Origin of the sequence: Bradyrhizobium cajani (assembly GCF_009759665.1) — a bacterium.
Lineage (GTDB): Bacteria > Pseudomonadota > Alphaproteobacteria > Rhizobiales > Xanthobacteraceae > Bradyrhizobium > Bradyrhizobium cajani.
The window spans coordinates 46,771-69,122 of record NZ_WQNE01000026.1 but is presented as its reverse complement, the minus strand read 5'-3'; the positions used below and the strand labels follow the sequence as shown (position 1 = coordinate 69,122).

22 protein-coding genes are annotated in these 22,352 nt (G+C 64.4%); 10 read left to right on the top strand and 12 right to left on the bottom strand.

Features of this window, described 5'->3' with window-relative positions; genetic code table 11:
* Nucleotides 1–154: 154 nt before the first annotated feature.
* Both argC and GPL20_RS26685 read right to left on the bottom strand, forming a co-directional pair.
* Entirely contained in the window at nt 155–1,138 is a 984-nt protein-coding gene (gene argC / locus GPL20_RS26690) for an N-acetyl-gamma-glutamyl-phosphate reductase (RefSeq protein ID WP_157333233.1), read from the bottom strand.
* Entirely contained in the window at nt 1,135–1,800 is a 666-nt protein-coding gene (locus GPL20_RS26685; RefSeq protein ID WP_157333231.1) for an FMN-binding negative transcriptional regulator, read from the bottom strand. The genes argC and GPL20_RS26685 overlap by 4 nt, the downstream gene beginning before the upstream one ends.
* A 364-nt stretch (nt 1,801–2,164) precedes the next feature.
* Here GPL20_RS26685 and GPL20_RS26680 point away from each other — a divergent pair, with 364 nt between their 5' ends.
* A complete protein-coding gene (locus tag GPL20_RS26680) occupies nt 2,165–3,166 on the top strand; it encodes an MBL fold metallo-hydrolase (RefSeq protein WP_157333229.1) in 1,002 nt (333 codons plus the stop codon).
* Between the two features lie 39 nt (nt 3,167–3,205).
* Here GPL20_RS26680 and GPL20_RS26675 read toward each other — a convergent pair whose 3' ends face one another.
* On the bottom strand, nt 3,206–3,736 hold the full coding sequence (locus GPL20_RS26675) for a DedA family protein (RefSeq protein WP_157333227.1): 531 nt from the start codon (nt 3,734–3,736) through the stop codon (nt 3,206–3,208).
* Between the two features lie 275 nt (nt 3,737–4,011).
* On the opposite strand from GPL20_RS26675, the gene parE reads away from it, so the two are divergent.
* Together parE and GPL20_RS26665 are read left to right on the top strand one after the other, a co-directional pair.
* Nucleotides 4,012–6,060 carry a DNA topoisomerase IV subunit B gene (parE, locus tag GPL20_RS26670; protein WP_157333225.1) on the top strand — a complete coding sequence of 683 codons (2,049 nt, stop codon included), beginning with the start codon at nt 4,012–4,014 and terminating at the stop codon, nt 6,058–6,060.
* A gap of 410 nt (nt 6,061–6,470) precedes the next feature.
* Nucleotides 6,471–7,256, top strand: a complete 786-nt coding sequence (locus GPL20_RS26665) for an outer membrane protein (RefSeq protein ID WP_167533227.1) — start codon at nt 6,471–6,473, stop codon at nt 7,254–7,256.
* Nucleotides 7,257–7,448: 192 nt separating this feature from the next.
* Here GPL20_RS26665 and GPL20_RS26660 read toward each other — a convergent pair whose 3' ends face one another.
* Nucleotides 7,449–8,096, bottom strand: a complete 648-nt coding sequence (locus tag GPL20_RS26660; protein WP_157333221.1) for a hypothetical protein — start codon at nt 8,094–8,096, stop codon at nt 7,449–7,451.
* A 124-nt stretch (nt 8,097–8,220) separates the two neighbouring features.
* On the opposite strand from GPL20_RS26660, the gene GPL20_RS26655 reads away from it, so the two are divergent.
* Both GPL20_RS26655 and GPL20_RS26650 read left to right on the top strand, forming a co-directional pair.
* Entirely contained in the window at nt 8,221–8,406 is a 186-nt protein-coding gene (locus GPL20_RS26655; RefSeq protein ID WP_157333219.1) for a hypothetical protein, read from the top strand.
* 21 nt (nt 8,407–8,427) lie between these two features.
* On the top strand, nt 8,428–9,198 hold the full coding sequence (locus GPL20_RS26650) for an SDR family NAD(P)-dependent oxidoreductase (RefSeq protein WP_157333217.1): 771 nt from the start codon (nt 8,428–8,430) through the stop codon (nt 9,196–9,198).
* Between the two features lie 108 nt (nt 9,199–9,306).
* Here the strand turns inward: GPL20_RS26650 and GPL20_RS26645 are convergent, their stop codons facing one another.
* Both GPL20_RS26645 and GPL20_RS26640 read right to left on the bottom strand, forming a co-directional pair.
* Nucleotides 9,307–10,080, bottom strand: coding sequence for an outer membrane protein (locus tag GPL20_RS26645; RefSeq protein WP_157333215.1), 774 nt, complete (start codon nt 10,078–10,080; stop codon nt 9,307–9,309).
* 179 nt (nt 10,081–10,259) lie between these two features.
* Nucleotides 10,260–11,504, bottom strand: coding sequence for an FAD-dependent oxidoreductase (locus GPL20_RS26640; RefSeq protein WP_157333213.1), 1,245 nt, complete (start codon nt 11,502–11,504; stop codon nt 10,260–10,262).
* 127 nt (nt 11,505–11,631) lie between these two features.
* On the opposite strand from GPL20_RS26640, the gene GPL20_RS26635 reads away from it, so the two are divergent.
* A complete protein-coding gene (locus GPL20_RS26635; RefSeq protein ID WP_254125862.1) occupies nt 11,632–11,919 on the top strand; it encodes a hypothetical protein in 288 nt (95 codons plus the stop codon).
* Nucleotides 11,920–11,953: 34 nt separating this feature from the next.
* Here the strand turns inward: GPL20_RS26635 and GPL20_RS26630 are convergent, their stop codons facing one another.
* Nucleotides 11,954–13,471: a caspase family protein gene (locus tag GPL20_RS26630; protein ID WP_157333211.1), complete on the bottom strand. Its 1,518-nt coding sequence runs from the start codon at nt 13,469–13,471 to the stop codon at nt 11,954–11,956.
* Between the two features lie 197 nt (nt 13,472–13,668).
* On the opposite strand from GPL20_RS26630, the gene GPL20_RS26625 reads away from it, so the two are divergent.
* From GPL20_RS26625 to fabA, 4 genes are all read left to right on the top strand, one after another.
* Nucleotides 13,669–14,640, top strand: a complete 972-nt coding sequence (locus GPL20_RS26625) for a helix-turn-helix domain-containing protein (RefSeq protein ID WP_157333209.1) — start codon at nt 13,669–13,671, stop codon at nt 14,638–14,640.
* Nucleotides 14,641–14,927: 287 nt separating this feature from the next.
* Nucleotides 14,928–16,442, top strand: a complete 1,515-nt coding sequence (locus GPL20_RS26620) for a DEAD/DEAH box helicase (RefSeq protein ID WP_157333207.1) — start codon at nt 14,928–14,930, stop codon at nt 16,440–16,442.
* Nucleotides 16,443–16,607: 165 nt separating this feature from the next.
* Nucleotides 16,608–17,675, top strand: coding sequence for a GGDEF domain-containing protein (locus GPL20_RS26615; protein WP_254125864.1), 1,068 nt, complete (start codon nt 16,608–16,610; stop codon nt 17,673–17,675).
* Between the two features lie 106 nt (nt 17,676–17,781).
* Nucleotides 17,782–18,312 (top strand): bifunctional 3-hydroxydecanoyl-ACP dehydratase/trans-2-decenoyl-ACP isomerase, encoded by a 531-nt coding sequence (gene fabA, locus GPL20_RS26610; RefSeq protein WP_157333206.1) that lies wholly within the window; start codon nt 17,782–17,784, stop codon nt 18,310–18,312.
* Nucleotides 18,313–18,375: 63 nt separating this feature from the next.
* Here the strand turns inward: fabA and GPL20_RS26605 are convergent, their stop codons facing one another.
* The 5 genes from GPL20_RS26605 to sufD all read right to left on the bottom strand — a co-directional run bounded on the left by GPL20_RS26605 (nt 18,376) and on the right by sufD (nt 22,342).
* Nucleotides 18,376–18,828, bottom strand: coding sequence for a TfoX/Sxy family protein (locus GPL20_RS26605; RefSeq protein ID WP_157333204.1), 453 nt, complete (start codon nt 18,826–18,828; stop codon nt 18,376–18,378).
* Nucleotides 18,829–18,964: 136 nt separating this feature from the next.
* Entirely contained in the window at nt 18,965–19,306 is a 342-nt protein-coding gene (locus GPL20_RS26600; RefSeq protein WP_018641713.1) for a HesB/IscA family protein, read from the bottom strand.
* 101 nt (nt 19,307–19,407) lie between these two features.
* Nucleotides 19,408–19,779, bottom strand: a complete 372-nt coding sequence (locus tag GPL20_RS26595) for an SUF system Fe-S cluster assembly protein (protein ID WP_157333202.1) — start codon at nt 19,777–19,779, stop codon at nt 19,408–19,410.
* The gene (locus GPL20_RS26590) at nt 19,776–21,023 is read right to left on the bottom strand and encodes a cysteine desulfurase (RefSeq protein ID WP_157333199.1); all 1,248 of its coding nucleotides are present in this window, start codon (nt 21,021–21,023) and stop codon (nt 19,776–19,778) included. Before GPL20_RS26590 ends, GPL20_RS26595 begins: the two co-directional genes overlap by 4 nt.
* Entirely contained in the window at nt 21,020–22,342 is a 1,323-nt protein-coding gene (sufD, locus tag GPL20_RS26585) for a Fe-S cluster assembly protein SufD (protein WP_157333197.1), read from the bottom strand. The genes GPL20_RS26590 and sufD overlap by 4 nt, the downstream gene beginning before the upstream one ends.
* Between the last annotated feature and the right edge of the window lie 10 nt (nt 22,343–22,352).

Sequence of the window (22,352 nt, the reverse complement as noted above, 5' to 3'; positions counted from 1 at the left end):
GGCGATATGCCGTTCCGTTCGGCCGTTTCCAGCGGACATCATTCAGCGCTGAGTATCGGCCCGCGGTTCGCTTCCACGCGCAAGGCAGGCATGGGCCCGACTCCGCAGCGCACCGCCAAAAGGCGCTGCGCTGCGTCCGGGGCACGAATGTGCCCTACTCTTCCGGCAATCCCAGCATCAGCCGCATGTTCTGCACGGCCGCACCCGAGGCGCCCTTGCCGAGATTGTCGAGGCGCGCGACCAGCACCGCCTGGTGATATTTGTCGCTGGCGAAGACGTAGAGCTCGAGCATGTTGGTCTCGTTGAGCGCCTCCGGCTCGATCCGGCCGCCCTTGCTCGCCTCGTTCTGAAGCGGCATCACCGAGACGTATTTCGAGCCGGCGTAGCGCTTTGCCAGCGCGGCTTGCAGATCGGCACCGCCAGGCTTGCCCGGCACCGTATCGAGCTGGAGCGGCACCGAGACCAGCATGCCCTGCCGGTAGTTGCCGACCGAGGGAATGAAGATCGGCCGCCGCGTCAGGTTCGAGTAGAGCTGCATCTCCGGCAGATGCTTGTGCTCGAAGCCGAGGCCATAGAGCTCGAAGGACGGCGCGCTGCCGTCTTCGAAGCTCGCAATCATCGACTTGCCGCCGCCGGAATAGCCGCTCACCGCATTGACGGTGACGGGATAGTCGGAAGGCAACAGTCCGGCATCGACGATCGGCCGCAGCAGCGCGATCGCACCGGTCGGATAGCAGCCGGGATTGGAGACTTTGTTCGCAGCCCTGATCTTGCCGGCCTGGTCCGGCGTCAGCTCCGGAAAACCGTAGGCCCAGTCCGGCGCCACCCGATACGCGGTGGAAGCGTCCAGCACCTTCGGCGCCGAGGCGCCCATGCTGTCGACCAGTGCCACCGTCTCCTTGGCGGCATCGTCAGGCAGGCAAAGGATGACGAGATCCACCTCCTCCATCAGCGCCTTCTTGGCCGCGAGATCCTTGCGCTTGTCGTCGGCGATTGTCTTCACCGTGACATCGCTCTGGAGCTTCAACCGCTCGTTGATGCCGAGCCCGGTGGTGCCGGAACCGCCGTCGACGAAGACGTTGGCGGGCTTCCTGGCCGCGCCGGTGGTCGGGGCTTTTGTGGTTTCAGCGAGGCTCATGGTGCGCTCCTTTCGAGCATATTCGTGTCGTCTGCGAAGATTTGCGGCCGGATCTGCCGCATCAAGCGTGAAATCTCTCTGGCGTCGGCATCACCCTGGCCAAGCGCATTCGCGATCGCTGCGAAATCGGCGTCCGATTTATGCTGGTTGAGCTTGAAGCTGCCCTCGACCTCTTCAACCGTTATGACGAGACCCACGATCGCCTTCTTCATCGCCTCGAACCGCCCGGCCGTCATCTTGCCCGACGTCCATGGCTTCTTCGGCAACAGCCAGGTTTCGAATTTGTCGCTGAGCGTGTCGACCTGCACCGACAGCTCGTCGTCCGACAACACCCGCACCGGCCCGCTCAGATGCACCGCCTGGTAGAGCCAGGTCGGCACCTGGTCCGGCGAGACGTACCAGTCCGGCGACACATAGGCATCGGGGCCGCTCACCGCGAGCAGCCAGGACGCCGCACCGTCCGCCAACTTTAACAGCGGATTGTGACGGGCGAGATGAAAGGCGGCCTGCGGCGTGCCGTCATCGGCGTAGGTCAGATAGAACGGCAACGGCGAGGCGACCAGCTTTTGGCCGTCGAACGCACACATGGTGCCGAAGCCGCGCTCGCTTGCGAATCTAAGGCTCGCGGCGCGGTCCTGTTTGAAAAAGGGTGGCGTGTACATCGTGGTCTCCTGCTGGGCCTCCTAGGGGGGCCGCCGGATCAGATCGCGCTGACAGGAGAGAGAATGCCGCGGATCGGGTCCAGCGGCAAAGACAATGATCTCAAACGCGATCGACCGCCCAAACCGCTAAGGAGCGGCGGCGGCGACGGGCGAACAGAATGGTCGCGGCGTTGATCATGGCGCGCGGCTATAAGGCCAGCGGGTTCCAGGGTCAAGTCCAAATCGGTGCGAGGCAGGATGGCCGCCCCCGATGTGTCATCGGGCTGCAGTGGAATTTCCGCTACCAATGGGTGTTCCCGAGAAAAGACCGACGCGCACAGCCCCGCCGGTCCGTGCCTCTCGCAACCCAGCCCAGGACATCGCCATGAACGAGATCTCCCGTCGCGCAACGCTAGCCGGCGCCGCCGCCTCGGCGCTCCTGCCTTTCGTGAAGACGTCACCCGCGAGCGCAGCAGCACCCCTGGCCGAGACCCAGAATGCGAGCTTCTACCGCTACAATGTCGGCGCCCACCAGGTCACGGTGGTCTGCGATGGCGTCGCGACCATCAACCTGCCGGACAATTACGCGGCCGGCGCATCGAAGGACGACATCAACAAGGTCTTCGCCGAACACCACCTTCCAACCGACAAGGTCACCCACACTTTCAATCCGGTCGTCATCAACACCGGACCCAAGCTCGTCGTCATCGATACCGGGCTCGGACCGGACCAGTTCGCGCAGACCAAGGGCAAGGTCGGGCAGTTCCACAACAACCTCGCTGCCGCCAGCATCGACCGCGGGGCAGTCGACACCGTCATCATCTCCCACTTCCACGGCGACCACATCAACGGACTGCTCGCGGCCGAGAACAAGCCGGCCTTCCCCAATGCCGAGATCATGGTGCCGGCGGTGGAGTGGAAGTTCTGGATGGACGACGGCGAGATGAGCAAGGGGATGGGCAATCCCATCCTCGAGAGCAACTTCAAGAACATCCGCCGCGTGTTCGACGCGCTCGGCCGCAAGGTCACGCAATACGAGGCCGGCAAGGAGGTCGCCCCCGGCATCACCGCCATCGCCAGCCCCGGCCACACCCCGGGCCACAGTTCCTTCATTGTCGCGTCCGGCTCGGACAAGGTGCTGGTGCAGGTCGACATCACCGCGGGCGCAGCGTTCCTGTTCGTCAAGCATCCCGAGTGGAACATCGCCTCCGACGTCGACAAGCCGCTGGCGCAGGCGACGCGACGCAAGCTCTACGACATGGCTATTGCCGAGAAGATGCCGATCCAGGCCTTCCACGCCGCCTTCCCCGGTCTCGTCCGCGTCGAGAAGGAAAAGGATGGGTCGGGCTATCGCTGGATCCCCTCGATTTGGAATGCCTCGCTGTAAGGTATCGCCGCGCGCTGACCGGGCTGCCAGGCGGCCCGGTCAGATCATGCGCCAGATCCATTCCATCAGCTTGGCGATCACGTCTCCGAACAGGAGCAGCGCCGCCGACCAGACCAGCGCCGAGACGAAATTGGCGACCTGGAAACTCCAATAGGGCATCTCGAAGATGCCGGCGGCAAGTGGCACCGAAGCGCGCAGCGGGCCGAAGAAGCGACCGATGAAGATGCTGGGCACACCCCAGCTCCGCACGAACTCCTCCCCCCTGGGCAGGAGTTCCGGGTAACGCGAGAGCGGCCACATCTGCGCGACCTTCTCCTTGTAGCGATAACCGAACCAGTACGAGACCCAATCGCCCAGGGCGGCGCCGACGCCGCCGGCGATCCAGACCGGGTAGAAGCTGATGCCGCTCGCCCCGATCAGCGCACCGATCGCCACCAGCGCGCCCCAGGCCGGGACCAGGAGCGAAACAAAGGCGAGCGACTCCCCGAATGCCAGGAGGAACACGATCGGGGCGGCCCAAGCCTGGTGAGCGCGCACAAAATCGGCCAGTGCGTGCGCAAACTGCTCCATGCTAGATTAGCCTTCCCGCCCCGTCTCAAGGTCCTGATCGATGAAAAAGACTGGTAAGCCAGAGACTTGTGTGACATCAAGTCACAAAGGCTGGGCCGGACCGGACCTGGACGTCAAATTGCCGGGAATTGGCGGGCCCGCGGCGTAAAATTGCCGGGATTGGCTCCCAACCACAACCGCCCTTGCGGACCTGCGGTGACCTTTCCAGGCCAGCCGTGGCATAGTCGGCCTAACCGATTCGCCGTCCCCGCGGCCCTCAAAACGCATCAAGATATATGTCCAAGCAGTTGAAAACCAAAGCTAAAGACGATTTGTTCGGCGCCGACGAGCCAAAGCCCCGCGCGCCCGCCGCCAAGGCGGCCTCGCGCGCGAGCGGCGGTGAAGCAGACTACACGGCGGCTGACATCGAGGTCCTCGAAGGCCTCGAACCGGTACGGCGCCGGCCCGGCATGTATATCGGGGGCACCGATGAGAAAGCCCTGCACCACCTCTTCGCCGAAGTCATCGACAACTCCATGGACGAGGCGCTGGCCGGACATGCGACCTTCATCGAGGTGGATCTGAGCGCGGACGGTTTCCTGACCGTCACCGACAACGGCCGCGGCATCCCGATCGATCCGCATCCGAAGTTCCCGAAGAAGTCTGCACTCGAAGTCATCATGTGCACGCTGCATTCGGGCGGCAAGTTCGACTCCAAGGTCTACGAGACCTCGGGCGGTCTGCACGGCGTCGGCATCTCCGTTGTCAACGCCCTCTCCTCGCGTCTCGAAGTGGAAGTCGCGCGCAGCCAGAAGCTGCATCGCATGGTTTTCGAGCGCGGTCATCCGAAGGGCAAGCTCGAGGACCTCGGCAAGGTCAACAACCGGCGCGGCACGCGCGTGCGCTTCAAGCCCGACACCGACATCTTCGGCGCCAAGGCTGCGTTCAAGCCGCAGCGCCTGTTCAAGATGACGCGCTCGAAGGCCTATCTGTTCGGCGGCGTCGAGATCCGCTGGAATTGCGCGCCCGAGTTGCTCAAGGGCATCGAGGATGTGCCCGCAGAAGCAACTTTCCACTTCCCCGGCGGCCTGAAGGATTATCTCGCCGCCGCGATCCACGCCGACACGCTGGTGCATCCCGACATCTTCTCCGGCAAGTCGGGCCGCAACGGCGCGCATGGCGCCTGCGAATGGGCGGTGGCCTGGACCGCGGATGCCGACGGTTTCCTCTCGTCCTATACCAACACCGTGCCGACGCCCGATGGCGGCACGCATGAATCGGGTTTGCGCAGCGCGCTCTTGCGCGGGCTGAAGGACCACGCCGAACGCGTCGGCCAGGGCAAGCGCGCGGCCTCGGTCACCTCGGAAGACGTCATGGTCGGCGCGGCCGTGATGCTTTCGGTGTTCGTGCGCGAGCCGGAATTCCAGGGCCAGACCAAGGATCGCCTCGCCACCGCCGAAGCGCAGCGCATCGTCGAGCAGGCGATGAAGGATCCGTTCGACCACTGGCTCTCGGGCAATCCGAACATGGCCAACAGGTTGCTCGACTTCGTGATCGACCGCGCCGAGGAGCGGCTGCGTCGGCGCCAGGAAAAGGAAACTGCGCGGAAAACCGCCGGCAAGAAGCTGCGCCTGCCCGGCAAGCTCGCCGACTGCACCGATGCCGGCACCGAGGGCTCCGAGCTCTTCATCGTCGAGGGCGACTCGGCCGGTGGCAGCGCCAAGCAGGCGCGTGACCGCAAGACCCAGGCGGTGCTGCCGCTGCGCGGCAAGATCCTCAACGTCGCCTCCGCCGGCAAGGACAAGCTGACGGCGAACGCCCAGCTCTCCGATCTCGTGCAGGCGATCGGCTGCGGCCAGCTCCTGCATTACCGCGAAGAGGATCTGCGCTATCAGCGCATCATCATCATGACCGACGCCGACGTCGACGGCGCCCACATCGCTTCGCTGCTGATCACCTTCTTCTACCGGCAGATGCCGCGGCTGATCGACGAGGGCCACCTCTTCCTGGCCGTACCGCCACTCTACAAGCTGACGCACGGCACCAAATCGGTCTACGCCCGCGACGACGCGCACAAGGAGGCGCTGATCAAGAGCGAGTTCAACGCCAACGCCAAGGTCGAGGTGAACCGCTTCAAAGGCCTCGGCGAGATGATGCCGGCGCAGCTCAAGGAAACCACCATGGATCCGAGCAAGCGGACGCTGCTCAAGGTCGTGCTGCTCGCCGATGACCGCGACACCACGGCCGACTCGGTGGAGCGCCTGATGGGCACCAAGGCCGAGGCGCGCTTTGCCTTCATCTCGGACAAGGCCGAATTTGCCAGCGAGGAGCTGCTGGACGTCTGAAGCCGCGATTCTCCTGCCAAAAAGCCCCGGCTCAGGTCCGGGGCTTTTATGTTTGCGGTGCCGCTTCCGCTCTTTCCCGTCCCGCTGGCATCACTCAAGCCGCGACTCGGCCAGCGACTCAGGGGCGCCAGGGCTGAGGCAGGATTGCCTGCATTCCGCACAAAACCGAATTCGCTAACGAGACGTTACCAGAATCCGGACTTCGAAGATCGTGTCAAGTTACTGCAACTTCTGATGTATTTCTGATTCTCGCGCTCACGACCCAAATCCCGGACGGCGGGCGTTTTCCGGCGACTGTGCCTGCCCGGCAACAGCATTTCGGCGGGAAACGTCTATAGTCCGGTCATCAGATGACACGGACTTCAGCGCGCTCGCGCCTGCTACGACAGACCAAGGTTGGGGATTTTGACATGAAAAAGACTTTGCTCGCTCTGACCGCGGTTGCGGCGATGACCGGTTCGGCCTCGGCGGCTGACCTTGGTGCCCGTCCCTACGTGAAGGCCCCGATGCCCGCTCCGGTTGCCAACTGGACCGGCTTCTACGTCTTCGGCGGCGGCGGCGGCGGTCTTTCGAATGCCGACCAGCAGGTTGTCGACACCTTCTCGGGCACGCCGCTGACGATCAGCCAGCGCCAGGGCGGCTCGGGCTGGTTCGGCACCGTCGGTGCCGGTTACGACTGGCAGTTCAGCGGCACCTGGGTCGCCGGTGTGTTCGCCGACGGTCAGTTCGGCAGCATCCGCGCCACCATCCAGGATCCGACCCTCGGCATCACCGGCAACCAGAAGCTCGAAACCTCCTGGGCCGCGGGCGTGCGCCTCGGCTGGCTGGTCGCCCCGAACGTCCTCTCCTACGTCAACGGCGGTTACTCCGGCGCTCACTTCGGCCAGACCAATTTCACGGATCTCGCAGGCGTACCTGCAGGCATCCACCTCAACAGCTACGACCGTCACGGCTGGTTCATCGGCGGTGGCGTCGAGAACAGCCTGAACATCTTCGGCATCACCTCGCCCGGCTGGTTCATGAAGACCGAGTATCGTTCGGCCTTCTACAATGCCAAGACGACGGATCAAATCTCCGATGCCACCGGCCTCCCGACCGGCTTCAACAGCATCCGTGCCAACAGCTGGAACCAGACGATCTCGACCTCGCTGGTCTACCGCTTCAACTGGACCGGTCCGGTCGTCGCGAAGTACTGATCTGACCTCATATTCAGACGTCAAAGCCCCGGCATCGCCGGGGCTTTTTCGTTCTGAGGCGCCTCTAAAGCGCGATGAGATCGGGAAGAATCGTCATCGCGCTTTAGGTTGTTGTTTGAGCATGATCTCCGCGCAAACGCGTTCCGCGTTTGTCGCGAGGGAAAACCGCTGCGCACTTTTCCGGATCATGCTTTAGCGCGCGACGCTCGCCTTCAGCGCCTGGTACGCCTCGCCAAGCTGGCCTTCGATCCTCACCCAATCGGCCGCCGCGATTCCCTCCCCGCGCGCATCGCGGAACGCCATGGCCTCCGCCCGCACGATGCCAAATTGCCTGATGCCGGCGTCATCGGCGCTTTTGCCATAGGTCAGCGCCGCTATACGGGCGATGGTGAGGCCATAGTCGCGCGGGGCCACCGCCTCGCGCCGCGCCTGCCACCAGTCGAGCTCGAGACGAGCGGCCTCCTCCACATCGAACGCCACGGGCGCAGCAGCCGCAAAGTCGCGGTAGTACGCCACGAGGGCCGGCAGGGCCGCATCGGCCCGCTGGCGCGACCGCGTCGGCTGGAAGGTCCTGGCGGCCACGGCCGCGCTGGACGCGATATGCAGACTCCTGAACGGAGAAAAGCCGAATAGCGTCCGCGTGGATTCATAGAGATGGTAGAACAGTGCGACATAGCGCTTGTCGTAATAGTCGCGCCACATCGCGGTCTCGAGCCTCGCCATTTCGGCCGGATCGAACGCCCGCAGGTCCGCATGACGCGGAATGACGGCATAGGCCGCAAGCGCGGCTGAAGCTGCAACGCCCAGGACAACGTTCAGGACAATCTTGCGCGTGAACATAAGTCCTCTCCGCGGCCCATTGTATCCGAACCGAAGCTACGGCTAGTCTGCCTCCGAGTTTTCGCGACCCGCGGCGATCGTTCATGCCGCGGCGCGACAGAAGCGGACCGATGGGGAGGAATGCATGCGCAGATTTCTGCTGATCGCAGGCCTGTTTGCGACTGCCATCGGGCTGCTCTGGATCGGACAGGGCACAGGCGCCGTCGCCTGGCCGCGATCGAGCTTCATGGTCAACCAGCTGCACTGGGCCGGCTATGGCGCAGCCATGGCCGGCTTCGGGCTGGTGCTGATCTGGCAGAGCAACCGATAGAAGAAACCAGGGAATAGAAGCATGACATCCAGCCGGTTCGATCTCCGCGGCAAGGTCGCGATCGTCACAGGAGGCAACGGCGGCATCGGGCTCGGCATGGCCCGCGGCCTTGCCGACGCTGGCGCCGACATCGCCGTGGTCGGGCGCAATGAAACCAAGTCCGCCGCTGCCGTGGCCGATCTCAAGCAGCGCGGCGTGAAGGCGCTGGCCGTTCCCACCGACGTGACCGACAAGGCGGCGGTCGCGGCCATGATCGACCGCGTCGTCGGGGATCTCGGCCGCATCGACATCCTCATCAACAATGCCGGCATGAGCATCCGCAAGCCGCCGCACGAGCTCGAGCTCGACGAATGGAACAAGGTGATCGACACCAACCTCACCAGCGCCTTCGTCTGCTCGAAGCTGGCCTATCCGGCGCTGAAGGCGTCCGGCAACGGCAAGGTGATCAACATCGGCTCGATGATGTCGATCTTCGGCGCCAGCTTCGCGACCGCCTATGCGGCGAGCAAGGGCGGCATCGTGCAGTACACGCGCGCCTGCGCCAATGCCTGGGCGCCCGACAACATCCAGGTCAACGCCATCCTGCCGGGCTGGATCGACACCGATCTCACTCGCGGCGCGCGGCAGCAGGTGTCGGGGCTGCATGAACGGGTGCTGGCGCGCACGCCTGCGGGACGCTGGGGCGACATCGGCGATTTCGCCGGCATCGCCGTGTTCCTCGCCTCGCCCGCGTCGAACTTCGTCACGGGCACCGCGATCCCGGTCGACGGCGGGTTCTCGGTGATGGCTTGAGCCTGTCCTGCACGCGAGAACCTTGCACGCAAAAAAAGAAGCCCCGGCGATGCCGGGGCTTTGAATTTGGCAGAGATCGTCTTCTTTTGCTGATTGGTCGTTCGTAGCTCAGTAGCGCGCGATGACCGGCGCGTCGAACTTGTAGCTCGCGCGCACGACCGCCCATTGGATGTCGCGGGGCTTGGCATCGAAGGTGTAATTGCCCGAGGTGCCGCCGAGCTGATAGGTCTGGCTGCCGAAGGCCGCGTAGTTGTATTCGAGGCCGACGATCCAGTTGCGGGTCACGCCATATTCCCAGCCGGCACCGACGGTCCAGCCGTTGGCCCAGTGGGTCTGACCGCCCGAACCCGTCGACGGGTTCGCAACGTTGTCGACCACCGAGAGACGATTATTCACGCCGGCGTAGCCGCCCTTGATGTAGAAGAGGTTGTTCTGCACGGCAAAACCGGCGCGACCGACCACCGTCGCAAGCACGTTTGCGCGCCAGCTGAACTGATCGTCGAGGCCCGTACCAAACACGGTGTTCACGAACGAGCCATGGTTGTCGAGACCGGAGATCGTGCCTTCCATGCCGAACACGTAGTTGTTGGCCTGCCAGTTGTAGCCGATCTGCGCGCCGCCCATGACGCCCGACTTGCGCTGACGGAAGCCTTCGCCCGGCGAGAGATCGGCGAACGGCGCACCGTTTCCATTGTTGATGAACTGCTCGTTGGTCCAGGCGCCACCGATGTGTCCGCCGACATAGAAACCGGTCCAGGTGAACAGCGGCTCGACATAGGCGGGCGCCTTCGTATAGCGCGCACCGAGATCGGCGGCGGAAGCAGCGCCGCTCGAAACCAGAGCGGTCGTGCAGGCGAAGGCAGCAATCAACTTGTTACGCATGGTACACCCCGTGTCCTTTGATGGGCGCACGCTCACACGCAGATCTTACTAAAATTCGAATCAAGAAAGTTAAGACGCCGGATTGGCAAGCCGCGCGCCCTGAATCCGTTTGCGCTGTTGCGCGCACGCAACGCGCCGTGCGCGACTTAACGCGACATTATCCCTACCGGGCAGTTGCGCTACGCGGCCGGCGCGGCCTTCGAATGCACATGCTCGGGCCGCACCCCGAGCGCAAGCAGGCGCGCCGGAATGCCCTGTAGCCATGGCAGCGCGGTGATGAGGCGCACGATCAGCGGCACCTGCAGCGGCCGATCGCCGCCCTGCAAGGCGCCGCTGATGATGTTGTTCTGCACGATCACCTGCATCCGCTGCGTCATCCTCACCGGGAATTCGCGCCGGCGACGCACGGCATCGAGCTCGTCCTCGGAGGGGCAACCGTGCTGAAGCTTGTCCGCGAGCAGGTTTGCGGTCGCGACCGCGTCCTGCACGGCGAGATTGACGCCGACGCCGCCGACCGGCGACATCGCATGCGCGGCGTCGCCGATGAGAAGCAGGCCGGGCCGCGTCCAGCGCGTCAGGCGGTTGATCGCGACAGTGAGCAGCTTGACGTCGTCAAAGCTCTTCACATCGGCAATGCCGCTCTTCAGGACCGGCGCCATGCGCACGACGTCGTCGAGCAGCGCCTGCAATCCCCTCGCCTTCACCGCATCATATTGCCCCTTGGCGATGACATAGGCGCATTGCCAATAGTCGCCGCGGTCGAAGGTGATCATCATCTTGCCCGGCTCGACGCGTGCGAACAGGTTTTCGGTCTCGTCCGCCTTGCGGCCGGCTCGGAACCACAGCACGTCCATCGGCGCGCCGATCTCCTCCACCGCGAGGCCGGCGCGCTCGCGCACGGTCGAATGCCGGCCGTCGCAGGCGATGGTGAGATCGGCCTCGATGTCGATCGGCCCGTCAGGGGTATTCGCGCGCACGCCGGCGATCGTCTCGCCACGGCGGATCAGGTCGATGGCCTCGGTGTTCATCATGACCTTGAGCGAGATGAAGCGCCGGCCGGCCTCGCGCAGGAAATTCAGGAAGTCCCATTGCGGCATGAAGGCGATGAAGGGGTACTTTGTATGGAGCCGGCCGAGATCGGCGATTCGCACCGGCGTGCCGCCGAACAGGCCGTCCATCTTCTGCAACCGCTGATGCGGAAGCTTGAGGAAGGCATCGATCAGGCCAAGCTCGTCCATCACCTGGAGCGTCGAGGGATGCACGGTGTCGCCGCGAAAGTCGCGGAAGAAGTCCGCGTGCTTCTCCAGCACCACGACCTCGAGGCCGGCGCGCGCCAAGAGATAACCCAGCATCATACCGGCCGGCCCGCCGCCGACGATACAACACCGTGATTTAACGGAGTGACCTTCTGCCGTCGCTGGCATATCTCCGTTCAGCATCCTCGCTTACCACTTTCGTCGCTACCGCAGTGCAGCAGGCAGGATTTAATTTGCCGCATTGCCGAATGAACAGTAGCGTGGCCGAGATTTCTATTTCTTTCAGGACGTTGCGGTGCGGACTATTCTCATACTGCTTGGCATCTGGATCCTGATCAACGTGCTTTTCGTCTTGATCATGATCCCCCCGCGCAAGCCGCGTAAGGCGACTTCGCAGGACACGGGCGCACTTGCCCCGGTGCGGATCGACCAGAATGGCTATCCGTTCGAGGAACAGGAGGAGAAGCTCCTGCTCCGCCACGTGATCATCTCGATCGCCATGGGAACGTTCTTTTCGCTCGCGCCTCCCCTGATCGAGGCCATCGAATCCATCAAGCGCTTCTTCCGGAAGCAACGCCAATAGCGCGGCTGGCCCGCCGGATCGGCGCCGAACCCGCTCAGTTGTTGCTGCGGTTGGCGGCGCGGAAACTCTTGATCTCCGACACGCTGCCGTCGCGATAGGTCAGCTCCACCGAGACGAACTGCGTGGCCGGGGCGAGTTTCATGTAGAGCGGCATGCTGGCGGTGATCGCGCTGGGGTCGCGCATGTCGCAGTTCGGCATCTTCAGCACCTGGTTGGGAACGGCGGTGTCGATGCCGATGCGCACTTCGCGGATGGCGCAGCGGTAGGACACGAGGTGCGTGTAATAAACCAGCAGTCCATTGAACTCGCGGAACGACAGCCAGCTGGTCGAGGTCATGTCGAGGATCTTGCGCTGGTCGCGGATCAGGGCGGCCTCGGGATCGAACCTGATCGGGAACGGCCCCTTCATCTCGCCGGACTGATCGACATAGCGGACCTCGATCGTGCCGGCGGCCGCATCCGGAGGCAGCTCGATCGAGGGGTTCGGCATCCGCTTGCGCGTGCGCGGATCGAGCGTGTCGATGAAGCCGGTCTCGCGGAAATCGCCCTTCCCGGCCATACGCCAGGAAATGCCGAGCGTCGGATCGGCGAAGGAGAACACGACGCTCCAGCCGCCATTGTGCCGCGAGAAGCTCGCGATCGGCGCGTTGGTGGTCTCCTCTTTCGGCACACGCGGCACCGATACCGGCGGCAGCGCCGCGACCTTCTGTGGCGACGGATCAGCCGGACGCGCGCTCGCCGCGTCCTTGGTAGCGCCGCTGAGGAAGACGTCGTCGACCATCTGGTCGAAATAGACCGGCACCTGCTTGTGCCTGACGGTCTCGGCCATCTCGCTGACCAGACGGCGGGTGCGCTGCGCCACCTGCACAAGGTTATCCCCGGGCTCGAGCAGCTGCTTGGCGAAGGTGCGCGTAAACACCGAATTGGGGTTGGCGTCGTCGTTGGAGAGGCGATCGAGCGCGGTCTGGCGGGGACCTGCGGAGAACACCGAGAACACGCCTTCGGGCAGTTGCACCATCGGCGCCAGCCCGCCACCACCCGCCACTGCGCGGGTGCCGGCGCGCTCGAACGGGTTGTTGCGGCAGGCGTCAAACACCAGGATCGAGGTCCGCGCCTTCTTGTTCTGAAGGCGCTCGACGATGCGATCGGCCAGGATCGAGGCGTCGCGCACCAGCTCTTCCTGGCCTTCCGTCGCCGCTGGCACGTCGGTCGGCAGCAGATAGTTCTGGCCCGCGATCTCGAAACCGTGGCCGGCGAAGAAGAAGAACGCGGTGTCGCCTGGCTCGATTGCCTTGTCGAAGGCAAGCAGCGTCTCGGAGAATTGCTGCCGGTTCTGATTCTCGGCCACCATCACCGAGAAACCGAGTTGCTTGAGCGTGTCGCCCATGGTGCGGGCGTCGTTGACCGCCTTGAGCAGTTTCGGGACGTGCTTGTAATCGTTATTGCCGACGACGAGCGCAACGCGCTTTTCGGCATGCGCAGGAAGCGCGAAGCCGGTCAGGCTCGCCGCCAGACCGAGCGCCGCAAGGATTCCGAGGAGCCGACGCGTCATCGCAAAAGTTCCCGCTGCAAACGGCCCACGCCGGCTCCCGCGAACGGATCGTTGGGAACCCCTGCCGTTGATGTGATAGTCGGCCCAGCAACATCGCCGGTTCAACCGCCGAGGCCACCGGTTTCATCATCTGGACTATGGCAGATTGCGCTGGAATCTGCTTTTTCTGGGGCAATTCCGTGGAAGCGAGGGCTGCCATGTACTGGTGTACCGACGAGGTCGAGCCGCATGATCGCTTCGACTATTGGCGCGAGATCCGCGCCAAGGGCCTGTTCGGCGTCACCGCCGAACTCGAGCGCGACAGGCGCGCGGATTTTTTCGGCGAGTTCTCGCTGCGCCAGATCGGCGGTGCCGGTCTCGTCGAGCTGAAGGCCTCGCAGTACACGGTCGAACGCAGCAAGTCCGACATCGCCTACGCGCCCGGCGACAGCATCTGCGTCTACCAGCAGCTTGGCAGCGGCGGCTGGTTCGGCGGCATGCGCAGCGCCGACTTTGCGATCGCCAACGGCAGCTTCGCCACCAGCCATACCGATCTGTCCTACCGCACGGCGCCGCTCGGTGCCGGGGGCTTCCATCTGCGCATCCTGAAGATTCCCATGGGCCGTATCCCGGCACAGGACAAGCGCATGCGCGAGCTGGCGCCGAAGACCTTCAATGACCACGCTTTGGCGCCCCTTCTCGCGGCCTGTTTTGCCGATCTCGGTGAGGCTGCCGGCGACGACGGTCCCGTCGATGCAGCCTCCCTCGTCCAGGCCTTGGCCCATCTGGCGCTGATCGAGCGCGGCATCGTGCGGCCCGGCAGCCGGCGCGGACAGGCCGCGCTGCGGACCGCCCGTCTCGCCCAGGCGCGGCGCCTGATCGAGCGGCATCTGCAAGACCCGAATCTGGCGCCGACGATGGTGGCCGACCTGCTCGGCGTCTCCGTCCGTCACCTGCACATGCTGTTCGAAGCCGCGGAGAAGAGCTTCTCGCAGACCGTGACGAACGAGCGCCTGAAGCAGAGTCGCCGCATGATGCGCGAGGCGCCCGAACGTCTGATCGCAGACATCGCGACCTCCTGCGGCTTCGAAAGCCTTGCGACCTATTACCGGGTCTTCAACGCCGCCTACGGCATGGCGCCCGGCGATTTCCGTGCCCGGGGCTCGGAAGGTTCTGAGCCGCCGCGATGACGGCTGCGACCGACCGGCAGCCGGAGCCGGAAAAGCCGAGCCGCGCCCGCTATTTGGGCAAAAACCTCAGGTTTTTTAGGACCTTCCCGCGCCTGCTCCATTGACTTTGGCCGATTCCGCCCTATGTTCCGGGGCGACGCGGCTCAGGTCGAAGAGCGATTCCTGGGCCTTGCGCTTTGTCCGCGTGAGTCAGCACCCCCAGCTTCTTTGAGAGCGCGCCGTTTCGGGGTGGAGCGCGACAGCCTTTTTACCCTCGATTCCGAACGGCGGTTTCGACCAGAGGCTCAATGTCCTTTTCAAATCTCGGACTGTCCGAAAAAGTCCTCGCCGCAGTGGCGGCCACCGGTTACACCAACCCCACCCCCATCCAGGAACAGGCGATCCCCCACGTCCTCGCACGCAAGGACGTGCTCGGCATCGCCCAGACCGGCACCGGCAAGACCGCGGCCTTCGTGCTGCCAATGCTCACCATCCTCGAAAAGGGTCGTGCCCGCGCGCGCATGCCGCGCACGCTGATCCTGGAGCCGACCCGCGAGCTCGCGGCGCAGGTGAAGGAAAACTTCGATCGCTACGGCGCCGGCCAGAAGCTCAACGTCGCCCTGCTGATCGGTGGCGTTTCCTTCGGTGACCAGGATGCCAAGCTGATGCGCGGCGTCGACGTGCTGATCGCCACTCCCGGCCGCCTGCTCGACCACACCGAGCGCGGCGGCCTCCTGCTCACCGGCGTCGAGCTGCTCGTCATCGACGAAGCCGACCGCATGCTGGACATGGGCTTCATTCCCGACATCGAGCGCATCTGCAAGCTCGTTCCCTTCACCCGGCAGACCCTGTTCTTCACCGCGACCATGCCGCCGGAGATCCGGCGCATCACCGAAGCCTTCCTGCACAATCCGCAGAAGGTCGAGGTCTCCAAGCCCGCAACCACCGCCGTGACCGTCACGCAGGCCCAGGTGCCCGCCGGGCGCGAGGCGCATGAGAAGCGTGAGCTGCTCCGCAGGCTGCTGCGCGAGGCCAAGGACCTCAAGAACGCGATCATCTTCTGCAATCGCAAGCGTGAAGTCGCGATCGTTCACAAATCGCTTCAGAAGCACGGCTTCAGCGTCGGCGCACTGCACGGCGATATGGATCAGCCGGCTCGCATGGCCGCGCTCGACCAGTTCCGGAAAGGCGAATTGCCCCTCCTCGTCGCCTCCGACGTCGCCGCCCGCGGTCTCGACATTCCCGAAGTCAGCCACGTCTTCAATTTCGACGTTCCGCACCACGCCGACGACTACGTCCACCGCATCGGCCGTACGGGACGCGCCGGCCGCACCGGCACCGCGATCTCGATCGTGACGCCGCTCGACCAGAAGTCGATGGCGGCGATCGAGAAGCTGATCGGCCAGAGCATTCCGCGCGCCGAAGGCGACTATGAAGTCCACGCTACGGCCTCCGATGCGACCGAGCGTCCGCGCGAGCAACGCGGCCGTGAGCGTTCGCGCGGCGGACGCGGCAAGCCGCAGCGCGGCCGCGACCGGGAGCGCAGCCACGAGCTGCGCGAGGCGCGCGGCGAGGCACGGCATGCTTCCGAAGCACGGCATTCCTCGGACGCAAGACAGCCGTCTGAAGCAAGGCATCGCTCTGAAGAGAAGCGCGCATCCGAGCCGCGTCACGGCGCGCGCGCTCAGGCCAACACGTCGCATGTGCCCTCGATCGGCCGCCCCGAGCCGCGCCGCCAGCGCGAGGTCGATACCGAGCCCGGCGATCACTCGCATCTTCCAGCGTTTCTGCTGCGGCCGGTGCGCTCTCCCGCCGGCGCCTGAAGCGCCGACGCGCTTCAGGTTTGGTTGAGAAAGGCCGCTACGCAATTTTTTGGATGCATTCGTGAACGTATATTTACGGGTCGTTCACGATCGTCCGTTAGCCTACGAACATAATTTAAGCATTGCTGCGGTCGATGGCGCACCGACCGCTGTGGGGTATGTTCCGTGGTCAAGGTGCTCGACGAACACGAACGCACGATGGCGTTCGCCGAAGTGGCGCTCGGTCAGATCCGTTCGCTGCGGCAGACCGCAATCCCCCGCAATTACGAGATCTGGTACGTCTACGCCACCGGCTATAACGCCCCGCTCAACAAGATCATCAACGAGACGCTGGCGCGTAGCGGCAAGCTGACCGAAGCCGATCTCGAGCAGATCTACGAGACGTATCTCTCCCACATCAAGACCACCGACCGTATCGACAAGGTCGGCGCGCGCGTCATCGGCGAGATCGACGACGTGATGAAGGTGTTGAGCGAAGCGCTCGGAATGACCGGCTCCTACGACGCCAGCCTGTCGACTGCGACCGAAAGACTTGCGTCGGCCAGGAGTCGCGAACAGATCAAGTCGATCGTCGAGACGCTGCTGCGCTCGACCAGCGAGATGCGCGAGACCAATAGGGCGCTGGAAGGCCGCCTGATGCTGTCGAAGAACGAGATCAGCAATCTCCAGCAGAGCCTCGAGGCGATCCGCGCCGAGAGCCTGACCGATCCGCTCACGGGTCTCGGCAACCGCAAATATTTCGATCGCATGATCGGAATGGCCGTGCAGAGCGCGCTGGCCTCGGGCGAGCCGCTGTCGCTGCTGCTGTTCGACATCGATCACTTCAAGTCGTTCAACGATTCCTACGGCCACCTCACCGGCGACCAGGTGCTGCGCCTCGTCGGCCTGTCGCTGAAGCAGACCATCAAGGGCCAGGACATCACCGCTCGCTATGGCGGCGAGGAATTCGCCGTCGTGCTGCCCAACACGGCGCTGCGCCAGGCGCTCACGGTGGCCGACCACATCCGCCGCGCCGTGATGGCGAAGGAGCTGAAGAAGAAATCCACCGGCGAGATTCTCGGTCGCGTCACCATCTCCGTCGGCGTCTCCATGCTCAAGCAGGACGACGACACCGACGCTCTGATCGAGCGTGCGGATGCCTGTCTCTATGCCGCCAAGCGCAACGGTCGCAACCGCGTGATCTGCGAAGCCGATCCGGAATACGCGATCGAGACGCACAGCCGGGTGGCGTGAGGCGAAAGCCGCGCGTGCTGAAAACCGCCCACGCTTGACATTCTCAGCTCACGACCGACATCCGCCTCACGGTGCCTCACCGCGGGCACCCGGAGGACCTGTCGTCTTGCCGAACCCTCATGATTTTCATACCCCGCAACCGTCCTACACCAGGGACGAGCTGCTGAGATCGAGCGAAGGCGGCTATTTCGGCCCAGGCAATGCGCAATTGCCGGCCCCGCCCATGCTGATGATGGATCGCATCACCGAGATCAGCATGGACGGCGGCGAGTTCGGCAAGGGCCATATCGTCGGCGAGCTCGACATTGTGCCGGGCCACTGGTTCTTCGCTTGTCACTTTCAAGGTGACGCGATGATGCCGGGAAGCCTGGGCCTGGATGCGATGTGGCAGATGATCGGCTATTGGCTCGGCTGGTCGGGCTCACCGGGGAAAGGCCGCGCCATCGGCGTCGGCGAGGTGGAGGTCACCGGAAGCATCACTCCCGACACACGATGCGTGCGCTACGAGGTAGCCATGCGCATGGTCCGGCGCGGCAAGCTGGTGCTCGGAATTGCCGATGGCCGCGTGCTTGCCGACGGTGTCTGCGTTTTCGTGGCCAAGGATATGCGCGTTGGCCTGACCAAGGCCGTGGACTGAGATGCCCTAGGGTGGGCAAAGGCGCATAGCGCCGTGCCCACCATCTCTCCGACATGACGATCTCTAGCGATGGGCACGCTTCGCTTTGCCCACCCTACGAACCGATTTCTTGACTGCCTTCTTGGCCGGCTGCGTCTTGGCAGCCGGCTTCTTCGCCGTTGCCTTCTTCGCCGCTCCCTTCCCCTTCGGCCGCTTCCTCACCTTGGCGCGCTGGGCGGCGGCGAGCGCCGCCCTCGCCCATTGTGCCAGCTCCTCGGAATCATCGAACAAGCGCGCAGGCACCTCCCAATAGGAGTTCACCAGCACGGTCTTGACGCGCGTCGAATACTGGAATGGCTTCGAGCCTTCGGCTTCAAAGTCCGGGATCGTCGTCTCGTCGGCGCGGAAGAACAGGCCGGCGCGCAAGGCGAGCGCGAAGTTGATGCCGTCGGCGGAGATGCCGTAGCCGGAGAACATCTTTCGGATGGTGACGGGTCCGAAATCGGCGAACAGGTCGATCAGGAATTCGCGGTCCATGGAGCCTTCCCGGGGCGAACAGGTCAGCCTTCATAGCACCGCAGTCATTGCGAGCGAAGCGAAGCAATCCAGACTACCGCCGCGGGGACAGTCTGGATTGCTTCGTCGCAAGGGCTCCTCGCAATGACGGAAAGAACTACCCGTCGATCTTGGCCGGCCGCAGCTCGACCGACTCGCCGCAGCCACAGGCGGAGACCTGGTTCGGGTTGTTGAAGACGAACTGGGCCTGCATCTTGTCGGCCTTATAGTCCATCTCGGTGCCGAGCAGGAACAGCACGGCCTTGGGATCGACCAGGATCTTGACGCCCTTGTCCTCGACGACCTCGTCGGTCGGGCGGATCTCATGGGCGTATTCGACCGTGTAGGACTGGCCGGCGCAGCCGCCGTTCTTCACACCGACGCGCAGGCCCACGATCTCGGAATCGGCGCGCTGGGTCAGCTCGGTGATCCGCTGAGCGGCGGCATCCGTCAGCCGCATCACCTGCGGGCGCGGACGCCGGGGCTTTGGTGTCGAAGCTGGTATGGCCTGGTTCATGTTATCTATGTGGTCCGTTGCGAAGCGAATTCAATGCGAGACCGTCACCACATGTTGAGCACGAGGCGGGCCTCGTCGCTCATGCGTTCCGGCGACCATGCCGGTTCCCAGACGACCTTGACGTCGACCACGCCGACGCCGGGCACGCTGGCGACCGCGTTCTCCACCATGGTCGGCAATTCGCCGGCCGCCGGACAATTCGGCGTCGTCAGCGTCATCAGCACGTCGACCGAACGGTCGTCCTTGATCTCGACCTTGTAGATCAGGCCGAGCTCGTAGATGTCGGCCGGAATTTCCGGGTCGAACACGGTCTTGAGCCCGGCGATGATCTCGCGCGTCAGCCGCTCGGTTTCCTCCGGCGGCAGCGCCGACTGGGTTTCCATCGGATTGGCTTTGATTTCGGCCGTGTCACTCATGCGAACAAATCCCGCGCCTTCAAGAGCGCCTGTGCCAGATGATCGACTTCTTCCCGCGTATTATACATGCCGAACGAGGCCCGGCAGGTGGCGGTCACGTTGAACCGCTCTAAAAGGGGCATCACGCAATGGGTGCCGGCGCGCACCGCGATGCCCTGGCGGTCGATCACGGTGGCGACGTCGTGGGCATGGGCGCCCTTGAGCTCGAAGGAGATCACGGGCCCCTTGCCCCGGGCGGTGCCGATCAGGCGGAGCGAGTTGATCTCGCGAAGCCGATCCTGGGCATAGGTGACGAGATCGTGCTCGTGGGCGGCGATGCGCTCCTTGCCGATCGAATTGACGTAGTCGATGGCGGCACCGAGGCCGATCGCTTCGACGATGGGCGGGGTGCCGGCTTCAAACTTGTGCGGCGGGTCACCATAGGTGACCCAGTCCTTGGCAACCTCGCGGATCATCTCGCCACCGCCGTTGAACGGCCGCATCGCGACGAGGTGCTCATGCTTGGCATAGAGCGCGCCGATGCCGGTCGGGCCATAGATCTTGTGGCCGGTGAACGCGTAGAAATCGCAGTCCAGATCCTGCACGTCGATGGGCAGATGCACCGCGCCCTGCGCACCGTCGACCAGCACGGGAATGCCGCGATCGTGGGCCAGCCGCACGACCTCCTTGATCGGAACGAACGTTCCGAGCGCATTCGACATCTGGGTGATGGCGACAAGCCTGGTCTTCGGCGTCAGCAGCTTCTCGAACTCGTCGATCAGGAAATTGCCTTCGTCATCGACGGGCGCCCATTTGATCACCGCGCCGTGGCGCTCCCTGAGGAAATGCCAGGGCACGATGTTGGAGTGGTGCTCCATGATCGAGAGGACGATCTCGTCGCCCTGCTTGATGTTCGGCTCGCCCCAGGACGACGCCACGAGGTTGATCGCCTCGGTGACGTTGCGGGTGAAGATGATCTCCTCGGTCCGGCGGGCATTGACGAATTGCGCGACTTTTGCCCGCGCGCCCTCGTAGGCCTCCGTCGCCGCATTGGCGAGGTAATGCAGGCCGCGATGCACGTTGGCATATTCGGACGTGTAGGCCTGCGTCATGCGGTCGAGCACGGCGCTCGGCTTCTGCGCCGAGGCGGCGTTGTCGAGATAGACCAGCGGCTTGCCGTAGACCTGCATGGCCAGCGCCGGAAAGTCCTGACGAACGCGCGCGACGTCGTAGGCGCCGTTCCTGACTGCCGGATGCGTGCTCATGACCGCCGCTCCAGCCAGCGCTCGGCAATGCCGATCACGTGCTCGCGCAAGCCGTCATCGGCGATCTGCTCGATCGCCTCGCCCACGAAAGCCTGGATCAGCAGCGCCTGGGCCTGCTTCTCCGGCAGGCCGCGCGCCTTCAGATAGAACAAGAGGCTGTCGTCCAGGGCGCCGGCGGTGGCGCCGTGGCCGCAGGAGACGTCGTCGGCAAAGATCTCGAGCTCGGGCTTGTTGTCAGCCTCCGCTTCGTCCGACAGCAACAGCGCGCGGGTCATCATCTTGCCATCGGTCTTCTGCGCGTCGGGACGGACGATGATGCGGCCCTGGAACACCGAATGGGCGCGGTCGTCGATCACCGCGCGGAAAATCTCGCGGCTGACGCAGTTCGGCACGGCATGGTCGACCACCAGCGTGGTGTCGCCATGCTCGGTCTTCTGCAACAGGTTGACGCCGTTGGCCAAGAGCTCGCTGCCCTCGCCCGCCAGCGTGATGAAGCCCTGGAGACGGCTGACCGCGGCGCCGGTGGTCATGTTGAAGAAGTTGAGCTTCACATTGGCGCCGACGGTGACGAACTGCGAGGTGACGTTCACCGCGTCAGGCGCATCGTCCATCAGGCGGATATGGGCGACGTCGGCGTCATCGCCGATCCACAGGATCACCGCATCATTAACGTGATAGCCGCCTGTCTTTCCGGCGGCGACGAAACTCTCGATGACCGTGACGCGAGTCGCCTTGCCGATCCGCAGATGCGAACGGGTGAATGCGGACGCGCCAGCCGTCGTCGCGACATGGATGATCTGGATCGGCGCGGCCAACTGCGCGCCGTCAGCGACCGAGACCACCACACCGTCCGTCGCCATGGCCGCATTGAGCGAGATCACGGCGTCGGTCGAGGCGGTCTGGAGCAGATCGCCGGCGGCAGGATTGGCCTCATTCGCCAGGATCTCACGCAGCGTCCCGACGCTGACCTCGGGCGCGAATGCCTTCACGTCGGAGAGATCGGCCGCGAAGATGCCGTCGACCAGCACCAGCTTGCGGGCGCCCTCGATCGCATGCGCCTTCACCGCCTCTGCAGCGCGCTTCAGCGCGGCGGCATCGGGGCTCGCTGCCAGCGGCAGCACCTCGCCGACCAGCGCACGCAGGTCAGTGTATTTCCATTCCTCGAGCCGGCGGTGCGGCAGGCCGAGCCGCTCATAGGCTTCGAAGGCCTCGCGGCGCGCGGCGATCACAGCCGGCGAACCCGGCAAGCGGCCTTCAGCGCTGGCGAACAGATCGCTCACCGCGCGGCCACCTCCGGTCTTTGCCACAGCAACGTTCATCACGACCAAT

Excerpts from the sequence above, each read along its gene's own strand:
- GPL20_RS26655 (WP_157333219.1), top strand. The coding sequence starts at position 8,221 with ATGCGCAGATTTCTGCTGATCGCAGGCCTGTTTGCGACTGCCATCGGG.
- GPL20_RS26630 (WP_157333211.1), bottom strand. The coding sequence starts at position 13,471 with ATGACGCGTCGGCTCCTCGGAATCCTTGCGGCGCTCGGTCTGGCGGCG.
- GPL20_RS26680 (WP_157333229.1), top strand. The coding sequence starts at position 2,165 with ATGAACGAGATCTCCCGTCGCGCAACGCTAGCCGGCGCCGCCGCCTCG.
- GPL20_RS26605 (WP_157333204.1), bottom strand. The coding sequence starts at position 18,828 with ATGGACCGCGAATTCCTGATCGACCTGTTCGCCGATTTCGGACCCGTC.
- GPL20_RS26590 (WP_157333199.1), bottom strand. The coding sequence starts at position 21,023 with ATGAGCACGCATCCGGCAGTCAGGAACGGCGCCTACGACGTCGCGCGC.
- GPL20_RS26640 (WP_157333213.1), bottom strand. The coding sequence starts at position 11,504 with ATGCCAGCGACGGCAGAAGGTCACTCCGTTAAATCACGGTGTTGTATC.
- GPL20_RS26660 (WP_157333221.1), bottom strand. The coding sequence starts at position 8,096 with ATGTTCACGCGCAAGATTGTCCTGAACGTTGTCCTGGGCGTTGCAGCT.
- GPL20_RS26595 (WP_157333202.1), bottom strand. The coding sequence starts at position 19,779 with ATGAGTGACACGGCCGAAATCAAAGCCAATCCGATGGAAACCCAGTCG.
- GPL20_RS26620 (WP_157333207.1), top strand. The coding sequence starts at position 14,928 with ATGTCCTTTTCAAATCTCGGACTGTCCGAAAAAGTCCTCGCCGCAGTG.
- GPL20_RS26665 (WP_167533227.1), top strand. The coding sequence starts at position 6,471 with ATGAAAAAGACTTTGCTCGCTCTGACCGCGGTTGCGGCGATGACCGGT.
- argC (WP_157333233.1), bottom strand. The coding sequence starts at position 1,138 with ATGAGCCTCGCTGAAACCACAAAAGCCCCGACCACCGGCGCGGCCAGG.
- GPL20_RS26675 (WP_157333227.1), bottom strand. The coding sequence starts at position 3,736 with ATGGAGCAGTTTGCGCACGCACTGGCCGATTTTGTGCGCGCTCACCAG.
- GPL20_RS26650 (WP_157333217.1), top strand. The coding sequence starts at position 8,428 with ATGACATCCAGCCGGTTCGATCTCCGCGGCAAGGTCGCGATCGTCACA.
- parE (WP_157333225.1), top strand. The coding sequence starts at position 4,012 with ATGTCCAAGCAGTTGAAAACCAAAGCTAAAGACGATTTGTTCGGCGCC.
- sufD (WP_157333197.1), bottom strand. The coding sequence starts at position 22,342 with ATGAACGTTGCTGTGGCAAAGACCGGAGGTGGCCGCGCGGTGAGCGAT.
- GPL20_RS26625 (WP_157333209.1), top strand. The coding sequence starts at position 13,669 with ATGTACTGGTGTACCGACGAGGTCGAGCCGCATGATCGCTTCGACTAT.
- GPL20_RS26685 (WP_157333231.1), bottom strand. The coding sequence starts at position 1,800 with ATGTACACGCCACCCTTTTTCAAACAGGACCGCGCCGCGAGCCTTAGA.
- GPL20_RS26600 (WP_018641713.1), bottom strand. The coding sequence starts at position 19,306 with ATGCGGCTGACGGATGCCGCCGCTCAGCGGATCACCGAGCTGACCCAG.
- GPL20_RS26645 (WP_157333215.1), bottom strand. The coding sequence starts at position 10,080 with ATGCGTAACAAGTTGATTGCTGCCTTCGCCTGCACGACCGCTCTGGTT.